This window comes from Idiomarina sp. T82-3, from assembly GCF_001577655.1.
In the GTDB taxonomy this organism is placed as follows: Bacteria; Pseudomonadota; Gammaproteobacteria; order Enterobacterales; family Alteromonadaceae; genus Idiomarina; species Idiomarina baltica.
The window spans coordinates 91,958-105,388 of record NZ_LSBQ01000006.1 but is presented as its reverse complement, the minus strand read 5'-3'; the positions used below and the strand labels follow the sequence as shown (position 1 = coordinate 105,388).

Sequence of the window (13,431 nt, the reverse complement as noted above, 5' to 3'; positions counted from 1 at the left end):
TTTGCGCGGTAATTTGTCAATCACTGAATAGCAAACTAAAACGAATTGGACATTATTACGATGCAACTCGCACAATTTTCACTACAAGCTTGGTGGTGGCACTTCCCGAATTAGCGGGTGGTGGTTCTGTGCGCATACGTAAATAAGTACAGTTTCGAAAACCCGCTCAACGAGCGGGTTTTTTTATGCTTGTTGGGCGGTCTCAAAAGGAAGTAGTTAAATGAATTCAAACACTCAACAAGCGCCAGCAGCGGTTACATCGATTCAGGTCGAGTTACCCTATCAAGCCGATACTCAGAGCGTGTACCAACAGGTTTGCCAACCTCATGGTCGTCACGTGCTACTCGATTCAGCCGATATCGGCACTAAACAAGCGCTAAAAAGCCTGTTACTCATCGATGCCGCCCTCGAACTCAAATGCAACGGCCAGCGCGTTACCGTACAAGCACTAACGAATAACGGTAAGCCACTTAAAGCGCTGTTAGACCAACAGCTCACTGATTATTTGCTGGCGACCTCGGAGTCAACGAGCGAATTCAAATTCCCTGTTTCTAACCGTGATCTCGACGAGATGAGTCGCCTTAAAGAGGTCTCTAACTTCGAGCCATTGCGGCTTATCCAACACACGCTAGAGCGTCGTAACGCAGCTTCAAGCCACGATTTTGCGGTATTCCTTGCAGGCTCATTTGGCTACGACTTACTCGCGAGTTATGAGCAATTACCACAAGTTGAAACCGGCGAAAATCGTGCGCCTGATTATGTGTTCTATGTGTCTGAAACACTGCTAGCGGTCGACCATCAACGCCAGTCGAGTCAATTAATAGCTAGCTTGTTTACGCCCGAAGTGTCATCCGACGCATATGCGCAAATGAGTCAGCGCATCGGAGAGCTCGCAGCTCGGTGTCAATTACCGCCACGTCAGCAAACCCATTACACACCGCTAGCCGCAGACTACCAGAGTATTACAGCAACGCCGTCACAAGCGGTATTTAAGCAACATGTGTCGGAGTTGAAAGAACATATTCTCGATGGCGATATTTTTCAGGTGGTGCCCTCGCGTCGCTTTAGTTTACCGTGCCACGATGCACTTGCCAGCTACGCAGTATTAAAACAGACCAACCCATCACCCTACATGTTTTATTTAAGTCATCCAGATTTTACGCTATTCGGCGCTTCACCTGAGTCCGCTTTAAAGTACACCGCGGCGAGCAATCAGGTCGAACTCTATCCGATTGCAGGCACCCGGCCTCGCGGCAAACAGCCGGACGGTAACCTTGATCACGATCTCGATAGTCGTTTAGAACTCGAGTTACGCATGGATCAAAAAGAATTATCAGAACACCTGATGCTAGTCGACCTTGCACGAAACGACCTTGCGCGGATTTGCCAACCTGGTACACGCAATGTCGCTGACCTACTCAAAGTTGATCGTTACTCCCACGTAATGCACTTGGTCTCTCGTGTTGTCGGCCAACTACGTGAAGACTGCGATGCGCTTCACGCTTACCGCGCCTGTATGAATATGGGCACATTGATTGGTGCTCCCAAAGTCAGTGCGGCACGGTTAATTCGACAAGTCGAACAACAAGGCCGTGGTAGCTACGGCGGTGCTGTGGGTTACCTAGCTGGTAATGGTGATATGGATACTTGCATCGTTATACGCTCCGCCTTCGTGAGTGGCGGTCGTGCGGTGGTTCAAGCCGGTGCAGGGGTGGTACACGATTCTGATCCGCAGGCGGAAGTTGATGAAACAGAAAACAAAGCACGCGCCGTAATCGCCGCAGTGCAAACAGCAAATGCACAAGGAGAGCGCTCATGAAAGGTCGTATTACGCTCATCGATAATCTTGACTCGTTCTCTTATAACTTAGTTGATGAGCTCAGCCAACTCGGTTATGAACTAAAAGTGTATCGCAACACGATCAGTGCCGAACGCCTATTACGTGAACTCGATAGTTACTCAGGTCCACAAGTCGTATGTCTATCGCCCGGTCCAGGTAACCCTTCGCAGGCGGGAAACTTGATGGACATGATCGACGCATGCCAAAAACGGTATCCGATGCTCGGTATCTGTTTAGGTTTTCAAGCTCTGGCTGAAAAAAGCGGCGCCCGAGTCGACCGCTGTGGCGAGGTCGTGCATGGCAAAACCGCACAAATGTTGTTTCGCTCTCACCCACTGTTCGCGAGCCAACCGCAACAAAATCATTGCGTCATCGGTCGTTATCATTCGCTCAGTATTTACGACTTACCAGCGACCATTAACGTAATCGGCGAATGCCAAAGCGTCAACGGAATGATTCCGATGGCGGCGGAGTTTACCGAGTTGAATGCTGTGGGCTTTCAATTTCACCCTGAATCTTTATTAACACCGACCGGCAAACTTATGTTGCAGGATGCGGTTCACTACCTTTTTACACAGTTTAGTCAAGGACACAGTCATGAATGAGATCACCACCCTGCTTGAAGGTCGACCTCTGTCCCAGGACGAGAGTCAAAAGCTATTTCGTCACCTGGTAAAAGGTGAGCTCAATGATGCACAAATCAGTGCCGCATTGGTCGCCATGAAATTACGCGGTGAAACGCCAGCGGAATTGGCCGGTGCAGCGCGCGCTGTGCTCGATGTGAGCAAGCCTCTGACCAGCACCAACGGTATACTTGCGGACAGTTGCGGTACCGGTGGTGATGGATCCAACAGTATTAATCTATCGACCACATCGGCGTTAGTTGCCTCTTCAATGGGGTTACCCATGGCAAAGCACGGTAATCGCAGCGTATCATCGCGCTCAGGATCAGCCGATGTATTAGAGTCTTTGGGTCTGCGCGTTGATCTCGATCCGCGCGAGGCTTCAAAGCAGTTAGCTGATCACGGCTTTTGCTTTTTATTTGCGCCGCATTATCATCCCGGTATCAAACATGCGATGCCCGTGCGCCAAACTCTGAAAACGCGTACCCTTTTTAACCTTATCGGTCCGCTAGTGAATCCAGCACGGCCCAACATTCAGTTATTAGGCGTGTATAGTCCAATTTGGCTACAACCGATGGCCGAAACCTTACAGCGTCTTGGCACTGAGCGAGCTATGGTCGTACATGGCTCTGGCGTTGACGAGTTTGCTTTACACGGCACGACGGAAGTTGTTGAGTTACGTGATAACCAACTTGAACAATACACACTGTCGGTCAGTGACTTTGGCTTGAATGAAGCACCACTGAGCGAGCTAAAAGGCGGCGATGCCGATTTTAATGCCACGGTATTAAAACGTATCTTAGCAGGGCAAGGTTCCCGCGCTCAAAACCATGCCATTGCAATAAACACAGCACCATTGCTAGTGATGGCGGATAAGTTTTCAGACTACAAACAAGCGGCCCAGGCAGTGCTTGAGCATCTTGCGAGCGGCGCAGCCATGACACACTTAGAGGCGATTCAAGCGGTACAAGGAGGCATCTATGTCGAGTAATATTCTGACTGAAATTATTGCCCGCAAACGAGTGCAGAACGAGCAGCAGGAGCAACACTACCCGATGCCGAGTGACAAACACGCGCTATCGCGCAGTGAGCGTAGTTTGTACGATGCGTTGAACCAGCCTCAAGCGGGCTTTATTTTAGAGTGCAAAAAAGCGTCCCCTTCCAAGGGACTTATTCGCCCCCATTTTAATCCAGTGGAGTTGGCAAAAACCTACCAACCCTATGCTGCCGCGATTTCGGTATTAACTGAACCTGAGTATTTTCAAGGCAGCTATGAATACCTTGCGGCTGTCAGTCAACAGGTTAACCTACCGATATTATGCAAGGATTTCTTTATTGATGAACAGCAAGTTTATCGAGCACGCTACTTTGGCGCTGATGCGATCCTACTCATGTTATCGGTACTCGATGATGTGCAGTATCAACATCTACACGCAATCGCGGACAATTTAGGTTTAGATGTACTGACGGAAGTCGCCAATGAGACTGAGATGCGTCGCGCCGCGCAGTTAGGTGCGCGCATTATTGGTATTAATCACCGTGATTTGACCGACCTCAGCATCAACCCGAATCGCAGTCATGAGCTCGCACCTTATGCTCCCGAGGGTGCCTTACTTGTTGCTGAGTCGGGCTTTAGCCAACACAAAGATATTCGCCGCTGCAGTGATGTCGTAAATGGCTTTTTAGTCGGAAGTGCATTAAGTGCTGAAAACGATGTCGACCTGGCTTGCCGTAAGTTATTGTATGGTGAAAACAAAGTCTGTGGACTAACTCGAGCGGAGGACGCCTTAAACGCTCATGCAGCCGGTGCGGTATTTGGCGGACTCATCTTTGCCGAGCGTTCACCTCGATGCATTGAACCAAGCCAGGCCGAGGCGATTATCCGTCAAGTTCAGGGTCTTCAGTATGTCGGCGTATTTGCCGACCAGCCGCTATCCTTTGTTGTTAATACAGCTTTCGAACTGGGTTTACACGCAGTTCAATTGCACGGACATGAAGATATCGACTTTACCGTTGAACTCAAGAACCGCTTTAAGCAAGCCGGTATCGCACACGTACAGATTTGGAAAGCGGTCACCGTTGACGCACCATTCAGACTCAATGAACATCCATTGCGTCACTCAGTTGACCGCTTTGTACTCGATCATGGTCAAGGGGGTACCGGCAAAACCTTTGATTGGCAGTTACTGAACGAATTAGATACCGATGAACGAGGACGTTGTCTCCTCGCTGGTGGCATTAGTCCCGATAATGTTTGCGACGCAATTGAACAAGGCTTCAGTGGTGTCGATGCAAGCTCTAAATTAGAGTGGCAAGCAGGCATCAAAGACGCACGGTTAATTTCTTCTCTTTTTAAACGCATTCGCCACTACGGTGCCAATGCAAACTCAAATCAGTCACAGGAGGCCGCAGCATGAGCCAGTCACTTTCAGCTTATTTTGGTGATTTTGGTGGTCAGTTCGTACCTGAAATCCTTCTACCTGCGCTCGAGCAGCTAGAAAAAGCATTTATCGATGCGCAACAAGATGAGGCGTTTCAGCAGGAGTTTCGTGGGCTGCTGAAAAATTATTTAGGCCGACCAACACCTCTATCACTATGTCGTAACTTGCCACTTGAAAGCCCTAACGGTACAAAAATATATCTCAAACGCGAAGATTTGCTACATGGTGGTGCACATAAAACTAACCAAGTACTCGGGCAAGCCTTGCTTGCCAAGCGTATGGGAAAAACACGAATTATCGCTGAGACCGGTGCGGGACAGCACGGTACAGCGACCGCACTGGCGTGTGCATTGCTCGACCTCGAGTGCATCATCTACATGGGTAAAAAAGACGTCGAACGTCAGCAGCCCAATGTGTTTCGTATGGAGTTGATGGGCGCTAAAGTAGTGCCTGTTGATACCGGTAGCGGTACATTAAAAGACGCGGTGAACGAAGCATTACGTGACTGGACGGCTAGCTACCCAACCACTCATTACTTGCTCGGTACAGCAGCCGGAGCTCACCCCTTCCCAACAATTGTGCGTGAGTTCCACAAAATGATCGGAGAAGAAGCAAAGCAGCAAATTATTGAGCAAGCAGGTCGTTTACCCGATGAAGTCATTGCTTGTGTAGGCGGTGGTTCGAATGCCATTGGCATGTTCACTGATTTTATCGACGAACCTAATGTAGCTCTCGTGGGCGTTGAACCCGCAGGTAAAGGCGTCGATACGCAACACCACGGCGCTACACTCACTGCGGGAAGTCCTGGTATCTTGCACGGCTGCTTGACCTACTTGATGCAAACCGACGAAGGGCAAGTGGAAGAATCCTACTCGGTCTCAGCGGGTTTGGATTACCCGGGCGTAGGACCACAACACGCGCACTTAAAGGCCATTGGTCGTGCACGTTATGAGTCGGTTACAGATGATGAGGCATTGGCGGCATTTCAACTGCTTTCCCGCCATGAGGGCATTATACCTGCGTTAGAATCTGCACATGCGCTTGCCTATGCGCTAAAACGCGCGGCTGAGCCTGATGCTCCAGAAATTCTATTGATCAATTTATCGGGTCGTGGTGACAAAGATATCGATCACGTCCGTCGTATTTTCAATGCTCAAGAACAATCATAGGGTGTCCACACATGAGTCGTTATGAACAACTATTTGCAAACCTAGACAAGCAACATCAAGGTGCTTTTGTGCCTTTTGTGACGCTGGGCGACCCGACTCCTGAGGTCAGCGTTGAGGTGATTAAGCGATTGATCGATGCGGGCGCCGATGCATTGGAGCTGGGTCTTCCATTTTCTGACCCGGTCGCCGACGGTCCCGTCATTCAGCGCGCTAATGTTCGCGCCCTCGAGGGAGGTACGCGATTTGAAGACTGTTTATCGATTCTAAAACAGGTCCGCGAATACGCACCTGATATACCGATTGGCTTGCTGGTTTACGCAAACCTGATTTTTGCCAAAGGTATCGATACCTTTTATGAAAAAATGGCCGCTGTCGGTGTCGACTCGGTGCTCGTCGCCGATTTACCAACCAAAGAGGCAATTCGCTTTTCACAACCGGCTATCGATCGTCAAATAGCGCCCGTGTTTATTTGTCCGCCGGATGCTTCAGATTCGTTGATCGAGGCGATCGCCAAACAAAGCCAAGGCTATGTTTACTTGCTTAGTCGCTCTGGGGTTACGGGAACAGAGACACAAATGCAGGTGCCGGCCGAGAAACTCATTTCACAACTGCGTTCAGCCGGCTCAGCTCCGATTATGCTGGGTTTTGGTATCTCTCAACCTGAACATGTAACAGCCACGATTAAGGCGGGCGCTCAGGGCGCTATCAGTGGTTCCGCAGTCGTTGCTATTATCGAAAAAAACATCGACAATACAGCACAAATGCTCGACCAACTTGGGCAATTTGTTGAGTCGATGAAGTCAGCCACATCGTAGTAGGAGTATCCATGGCGCTGGTATTAGAGTATTTACCATTAGTTGTCTTTTTTGTTGTTTATCAGATGGTCGATATTTTCGCGGCAACCTGGGCTTTAATGGGATTAACGATTATACAGTTAGTCGGTCTTAAGCTGCTTAAGCAACCTATTACTACGCGTCATTGGATCGTGTTAGGTGCCGTGCTGGTTTTTGGCGGCATCACCGTTTTTCTACACGATGATTGGTTTGTTAAAATCAAAGTATCCATTATTTATGTGCTGATTGCCGCATTGTTAGCTGGCACACTTTGGATAAAAAAAACCAGTCCACTAAAAAGCCTATTTGATGCAGACATAAAAATGCCAGATAGCGCTTGGAACCGACTCACATATGCTTGGGTTATTACTTGTTTGGCTATCGCCGCTGTGAATGTTTATGTTGCTCAGTATATGTCACAAGATGCTTGGGTTAATTTTAAAGTCTTTGGCATTATTGGCATTTCGTTGGTGCTTGTCGTTGCTACAGGAATGTATATCTACCGACACGCTGAGGACATGGAAGGAGATAAATAAGCCATGTGGTTTGTGATTTTTGCAGAAGATCATGACGATTCACTCGCCAAGCGTAAGCAAGCGCGTCCAGCGCATATTAAACGCTTAGAGGCGTTAAAAGAGCAAGGACGTTTACTTGTCGCCGGCCCTTGCCCTGCGATTGCAGAGAAGGATCCAGGTATCATGGGCTTCACCGGCTCAGTCGTAATCGCTGAATTCGACACCCTTGAACAAGCAGAGCAGTGGGCGCACGCCGATCCTTACTGGGATGCAGGCGTCTACCGTTCAGCGCAGGTTAAACCGTTCAACCCGGTGCTACCCTAACTCTGTATGCAATCCACACGGCTCAAATATGCTAACCGCGCATTAGCAATTAATTATTTCCCTGCCGCAGGGGCGCAACAACATGTTGTGATTGCGCCAGCCCTTGGCGTAAAACAACGGTTTTATCATCGATTTGCGCAGTGGTTGGCAGAACAGGGTATTGCCGTGACGTGTTTCGATTATTACGGCATTGGCGACTCTATAGATAAGCCGCTCAGTAAAATTGAGACCGATATTATCGACTGGGCGACCTTAGACCTTGATAACGTGCTCACTTGGGCACGGGAGCAGCTTCCCAGCGCCGAGTTAATTTGGCTGGGTCATAGTTTAGGCGGTCAACTTTTGGGATTAATTCCTCACCCCGAGCGTATCGATAGGATAGTCACGGTGGCTTCCGGAACCGGGTACTGGCGACAAGCCAGCTCTCAAGTCAGACGCACATCTTGGCTGTTGTGGTATTTGGCGATACCACTTGCGACACCGATTGCGGGTTATTTTCCAGGTAAGCGGCTCAACATGGTGGGTGACATGCCAGCGCAGGCAATGCGTCAATGGAGCCGTTGGTGTCGCAGCCGCAATTATTTATTCGACCATTTATCGACTGAGCAACTCAAAGGCTATCAACGTTTAACCCAATCGTATCATGCCTTCGCTATTAGTGATGATGAGTTGTTGGTAGAAGATAACGTTCGTGCACTGTTACAACGTTATCCTAATACACAACAAAAGGTGACGCGTTTGACTCCGCAACAGGCGGGTCGCCGCATCGGACACTTTAATATCTTTAAGCCGACCCACCAGCAGACGCTTTGGCAAAAAGCGTTGTTACCTGCCATTAAAGCAGATCAGACAACGCGTCTTGTAACTGAGGAAAGTTAAAGTTAAATCCCGCTTGCTCAAGCTTTTTCGGCACGACCGCTTGCCCCTCTAACAACATCGAAGCCATTTCTCCCAACATTAGGTTCAACGCAAACGCTGGAACGAATAATACATGGGGCCGGTGCAACGTTTTCGCTAAGGTTTGGCTAAACTGTTTATTCGGCGTTGGATTAGGTGCCGTCAAATTAACCGGCCCCGAGATGCTGCCGTCCTGCAGAATAAATTCTATCGCACGGATCATATCCTCAATGTGAATCCACGACATCATTTGTTCCCCTGAGCCCATCGGACCACCTAAACCGAATTTATAGGGCAGCGACATGCGTGGCAATGCACCTTGGCTGCTGTCGAGTACGACGCCAGTGCGTAAACATACGACACGCGTGTGCTCCTTGACTTGTAGCGCAATGGACTCCCATTGCTCGCAAAGTTCGACGGCAAAGTCGTGTCGGTTTGCCGTAGCGGATTCGTCCACCGGCTCGCTGTTTCGCGGACCATAGACACCAATTGCAGAACCACTGAGCAAGATAGGTGGCGCTGGGCACGCGCGTATTCGCTGCACTAGATCTTCAGTGACTTGCCAGCGACTATTTTGCAATTGCTGTTTACGCTCGGCCGACCAGCGCTTATCGGCAATTCCAGCGCCTTGCAGGTTAATCACCGCATCAAACGAGGTGAGCGCCTCAGCAGTTGGCAGTTCACCCACAACATCGACATTACAACCTCGAAATTGCTGCTTGACGCGCTCTACTGAGCGCGTCGTCACCGTAAATGAATGTTGTTGGCTGAAGTAGCGAATAAAGCGAGAGCCGATAAGCCCAGAGCCACCAGTTATAAGAATATTCATACTTCGCCTCCCATTAAATCAATTTACGTATCAATTGTGCCGTGTTGCGGCGAATCAAACGCGAACACGCGAGTCGACCTAACAAAGCAACGACAACCGCGCCTGAAATAGGACCCACCAACCACAAACGCCAATGCCAGGTGGCATCCATGTTAAACACTTGGGTCTGTAAAATGAGCAGCGATAAATCCATCGCAATGGTCGCTATTAGACCACTTATGGCCCCTAACATAAGAAATTCATAGCTGATGCTCCGACTTAGCAACTTACCTGAAGCACCCAAGGTGCGTAGAATAACCAGTTCTTTTTGGCGCTCCTCCATGCTCGCCTGTACTTGCGCTATCAATACCAAGGCGCCTGCAATCATCACCAGAACTAAGACGAAAAGAATCGCAATACTGACCTGCGAGATGACTTCACGGATTTGGTCAATAATCGCGTCCAAATCGATTAAGGAAGCCTCGGGAAACGGTCTAAATAATTGGTATAGCTCATCTTTACGCTCACTGTCTAAGTGAAAGCTGGTTATATAGGTTGCAGGAAAATCAGCGAGTGTGCTGGTATTAAAAATCATGTAAAAGTTGGGCTGAAGCGAGCCCCAGTCCGCCTCTCGCAAACTCGTTACTGGCACGGTAAATACTTCACCGCCGATATTAAAGGTCAGCGTGTCGCCTACTTTGATTTCTAATCGTTCTGCCGCTTGTTTTTCAACGGACACCTGTGGCTCGGCATTATCGCCCCACCACTCGCCGCTCACAATTTCATTGTTGGGCGGTACCGTATCGCGCCATGTCAATGAGAGCTCACGACCAAAACCTTCCTCACGATCGCCCTGCTCGACTTCCTCGCGGTTTTCTTTGGTCACTTCATCAATCAGTTCAGTACCGTTATGGTGAGTTACCCGACCCGGGATTAGCGGATATTGATCGGTTGCTTCGATGTCCTCTCGAGCGAACATAGCGCGCAAATCGTCAACTTTCTCTTCAGCGATATTCAGCGCAAAATAATTCGGTGCATCCGCTGGCAGTTGACGCTGCCAGTCCGCAAGTAAATCATTGCGCATGACGATAACCAACAGCAACAACATAATGGCGGTTGAAAAACTCAACATCTGTACGCTGTTTGCTGACGCGCGTCGTTGTAAGCCGGCCATCGCTAAACGCCAAGCACTCCCTGCTTGCATGCCTGCTTTTCGACCCGCACCGATCAGCAGACGACCAATCAACAACAGGATACCCGCAGCAAAAGCCCCTCCCACGAACAAGGCCGTCGATAACCACCATTGCTGTGAGTACAGCACCAATAACCCATAAATCGTGCCGCCGCTTAATATCCATTGCAGCCAGCGAACCGCCTGTACACCGACCATTTGACGGTGTAGTACACGTAACGGTGGAATAGAAATCAATCTAAATAGCGGGTAAAGCGTAAACATCACCGCACTAATTAGGCCCGTTGCAATAGCGAGCGCATAAGGTCGCCAACTGGCTGATGGTAGTGAAGCGCCCAACTGTTCAGCGACCCAGTTAATCACGTAGGATTGAATGAGCCACCCTAACAAGATGCCAATACCGACGCTGATTCCCGTAAGCAATAGCAAGTGAAGCACAAAGATCTTACGGATCTGCTGTTTGCCCGCTCCTAAGGTTTTAAATATGGCCACCACGTCATAATTACGCTGGCAGTAGCGTTGGGCGGCTACGGCAACAGCCGTTGCTGCAAGTACTACACCTAACAGACTCGCCAGCATCATAAAGCGTTCAGCGCGATTTAGGGCGCGCGCCAAGGGGCTGTCGCCGTCTTCGATACTGCGCCAGCTATGAGTGTCATCATTCAATTGTGGGAGAAGCCAATTCTCGTAGTTATCCAGTTGCGTTGGCGTTCCGGCGAATAAGACGTTGTAACGTACGCGGCTTCCCGGTTGAATCAACCCGGTCTCAGCTAACTGTGAATAACGAATGATGACATTGGGACTGTCGGTGAACACTGAGAAACCGACATCAGGTTCGTAAGTCACCACCTTAGTCACTTTAAAGCGGCTATTCCCCACTTCAATAAAGTCGCCCATTTCAAGCGATAACGCTTGGAATAGACTCGATGCGACCCAAGCTTCTCCAGCCGGGGGGAGAGTGTTGGTGACTTGCCCTTCAACAAAGGGCTTATCGGCTACTTTAAGCTCACCTCGTAGCGGATAACCATCAGATACCGCTTTGATATCGACGAGCTCAAGCTTATCGTTAGCAAACGCCATTGAGTTAAATATCACTCGCCACGCGCTCTGAATCCCCTCCTCATCCGCTCTATCAAGCCACTCTTGAGGGATATCTCTGCGTGAACTTAATACTCGATCAGCTGCGAGAAATTCACTACTGCGTTCGAGTAATCCGGATTGTAGGCGCTCACTAAATAACGACAGTGATAAAACCGCGGTCACCGATAAAATGATAGCGAGCGCCATGATCGTGAGCTCACCGCGCTTGAGCTCCTGCTTGAGTAAGCGAAACGATATTTTATGCCACATCTCGCGACGCCTCCGCTAGCTGCCCAGCCTCCATGTTTAGGATACGCTGACAGCGTTTCGCTAACGTGGTGTCGTGAGTCACCATTACTAAAGTGGTGCCGTAATCCTTGTTCAAGTCAAAGAGCAACTGTTCGACTTTGTCACCGGTTTTACTGTCGAGGTTACCGGTGGGTTCATCAGCAAATAAAATCTTTGGCTGACCAACAAACGCGCGCGCAATAGCGACGCGCTGCTGCTCGCCGCCCGAGAGTTGATTAGGGTAATGGTGCCAGCGGTCAGCGAGCCCGACCTTTTCTAACAGCTCACGAGCTTCCTTTTCAGCGCCTTTGTGGCCAGCAAGCTCTGCCGGTAACATCACGTTTTCTAACGCGCTTAAGCTAGGCACTAGCAAAAACGACTGAAAAATAAAGCCTACTTTATCGGCGCGCAGCTTCGCACGTTGTTCCTCATCCAAATCGCTTAACTTTTCGTTTTCTATAAGAACATCGCCGTGGGTGGCAATGTCTAACCCAGCGAGTAGTGATAGTAACGTTGATTTACCTGAGCCGGACGCTCCAACAATCGCAACAGTCTCGCCAGCATTGATTGCGAGGTCAATTGGTTGCAAAATCTGTAATGGTCCCTCAGAGGTTTCGACTATCTTTTCGAGTTGTTGAGTTTGAATGAGCATAAAATGAAAAATTTCCTATTAAAGTTAGCTTGTATTACTTTGATTTTTATATCTATACGTAGTGTTGCGGCAAATGTTTCACTTGTTGTATTAGGAGATAGCCTAAGCGCAGGTTATGGTCTTTCGCAACAACAAACTTGGGTAGCAGAATTGCAAAACCGTTGGCAGCAGGCGTACCCGAACATTGAAATAGTCAATGCCAGTATCAGTGGTGAAACCACTCGTGGCGGTCTCAATCGTTTACCAGGCATTATTGAGCGCCACCAACCGGATGCTATTTTTATTGAGTTAGGCGGCAATGACGGGTTGCGTGGATTCGATTTAGCGACGGTGGAAACGAACTTGTCTAATATGATCGAGCAGGCACAGGCGAAAGGGATTAAAGTGGCGCTCAGTCAGGTCATGGTACCGCCCAACTATGGTCCGCGCTTCTCAAAGCGATTTCAGGCGGTGTTTACGCGTGTGGCAGAAAAGTATGATGTAACACTGGTGCCATTTTTTATGACCGAGTTAGTAGAGAACCCAGACTTCGTGCAAGATGATGGCATCCACCCCACTGCAGCAGCGCAAGACGCTATTGCGGATTTCCTCTCACCGTACTTGCTTGAGCTGGCTAAAAACGCCGAGGCATCGGGTTAAGCGTTGATAAATTGCAGACACAAAAAAACCACCTCGAAGGTGGTTTAGTGTTGGCGTCCCCTAGGGGATTCGAACCCCTGTTACTGCCGTGAAAGGGCAGTGTCCTAGGCCTCTAGACGAAGGGGACCCA

At 49.3% G+C, this 13,431-nt stretch carries 13 protein-coding genes, 1 tRNA gene and 1 other annotated feature; of the genes, 10 read left to right on the top strand and 4 right to left on the bottom strand.

Going from position 1 to position 13,431, the window contains the following annotated elements; translation table 11 throughout:
* Positions 1–84: 84 nt before the first annotated feature.
* Positions 85–187, top strand: a sequence feature (Trp leader region).
* Positions 188–220: 33 nt separating this feature from the next.
* From AWU56_RS05805 to AWU56_RS05765, 9 genes are read left to right on the top strand one after another with little or no spacing between them, the layout of a single operon-like run.
* On the top strand, positions 221–1,819 hold the full coding sequence (locus tag AWU56_RS05805) for an anthranilate synthase component 1 (protein WP_006956563.1): 1,599 nt from the start codon (positions 221–223) through the stop codon (positions 1,817–1,819).
* Entirely contained in the window at positions 1,816–2,445 is a 630-nt protein-coding gene (locus AWU56_RS05800) for an anthranilate synthase component II (RefSeq protein ID WP_006956562.1), read from the top strand. The genes AWU56_RS05805 and AWU56_RS05800 overlap by 4 nt, the downstream gene beginning before the upstream one ends.
* The gene (gene trpD, locus AWU56_RS05795; RefSeq protein WP_006956561.1) at positions 2,438–3,454 is read left to right on the top strand and encodes an anthranilate phosphoribosyltransferase; all 1,017 of its coding nucleotides are present in this window, start codon (positions 2,438–2,440) and stop codon (positions 3,452–3,454) included. The genes AWU56_RS05800 and trpD overlap by 8 nt, the downstream gene beginning before the upstream one ends.
* A complete protein-coding gene (gene trpCF / locus AWU56_RS05790; RefSeq protein ID WP_272977864.1) occupies positions 3,444–4,880 on the top strand; it encodes a bifunctional indole-3-glycerol-phosphate synthase TrpC/phosphoribosylanthranilate isomerase TrpF in 1,437 nt (478 codons plus the stop codon). Before trpD ends, trpCF begins: the two co-directional genes overlap by 11 nt.
* On the top strand, positions 4,877–6,073 hold the full coding sequence (trpB, locus tag AWU56_RS05785; protein ID WP_272977865.1) for a tryptophan synthase subunit beta: 1,197 nt from the start codon (positions 4,877–4,879) through the stop codon (positions 6,071–6,073). The genes trpCF and trpB overlap by 4 nt, the downstream gene beginning before the upstream one ends.
* An 11-nt stretch (positions 6,074–6,084) precedes the next feature.
* A complete protein-coding gene (gene trpA / locus AWU56_RS05780; protein WP_272977866.1) occupies positions 6,085–6,888 on the top strand; it encodes a tryptophan synthase subunit alpha in 804 nt (267 codons plus the stop codon).
* An 11-nt stretch (positions 6,889–6,899) separates the two neighbouring features.
* The gene (locus AWU56_RS05775) at positions 6,900–7,442 is read left to right on the top strand and encodes an inner membrane-spanning protein YciB (protein WP_286681992.1); all 543 of its coding nucleotides are present in this window, start codon (positions 6,900–6,902) and stop codon (positions 7,440–7,442) included.
* Positions 7,443–7,445: 3 nt separating this feature from the next.
* On the top strand, positions 7,446–7,745 hold the full coding sequence (locus AWU56_RS05770) for a YciI family protein (RefSeq protein ID WP_006956556.1): 300 nt from the start codon (positions 7,446–7,448) through the stop codon (positions 7,743–7,745).
* 6 nt (positions 7,746–7,751) lie between these two features.
* Positions 7,752–8,624 (top strand): alpha/beta hydrolase family protein, encoded by an 873-nt coding sequence (locus tag AWU56_RS05765; RefSeq protein WP_272977867.1) that lies wholly within the window; start codon positions 7,752–7,754, stop codon positions 8,622–8,624.
* Here AWU56_RS05765 and AWU56_RS05760 read toward each other — a convergent pair.
* From AWU56_RS05760 to AWU56_RS05750, 3 genes are read right to left on the bottom strand one after another with little or no spacing between them, the layout of a single operon-like run.
* Positions 8,581–9,471 carry a TIGR01777 family oxidoreductase gene (locus AWU56_RS05760; RefSeq protein WP_286681991.1) on the bottom strand — a complete coding sequence of 297 codons (891 nt, stop codon included), beginning with the start codon at positions 9,469–9,471 and terminating at the stop codon, positions 8,581–8,583. The two genes, AWU56_RS05765 and AWU56_RS05760, sit on opposite strands and share 44 nt — an antisense overlap.
* 13 nt (positions 9,472–9,484) lie before the next feature.
* The gene (locus AWU56_RS05755) at positions 9,485–11,992 is read right to left on the bottom strand and encodes an ABC transporter permease (RefSeq protein WP_272977869.1); all 2,508 of its coding nucleotides are present in this window, start codon (positions 11,990–11,992) and stop codon (positions 9,485–9,487) included.
* Positions 11,982–12,662 (bottom strand): ABC transporter ATP-binding protein, encoded by a 681-nt coding sequence (locus AWU56_RS05750; RefSeq protein ID WP_006956552.1) that lies wholly within the window; start codon positions 12,660–12,662, stop codon positions 11,982–11,984. Before AWU56_RS05750 ends, AWU56_RS05755 begins: the two co-directional genes overlap by 11 nt.
* Before the next feature lie 3 nt (positions 12,663–12,665).
* Between AWU56_RS05750 and AWU56_RS05745 the strand changes: the two genes are divergently transcribed.
* Entirely contained in the window at positions 12,666–13,301 is a 636-nt protein-coding gene (locus AWU56_RS05745) for an arylesterase (protein WP_006956551.1), read from the top strand.
* A 51-nt stretch (positions 13,302–13,352) separates the two neighbouring features.
* Here AWU56_RS05745 and AWU56_RS05740 read toward each other — a convergent pair.
* Positions 13,353–13,428: transfer RNA gene (locus AWU56_RS05740), tRNA-Glu, on the bottom strand.
* Between the last annotated feature and the right edge of the window lie 3 nt (positions 13,429–13,431).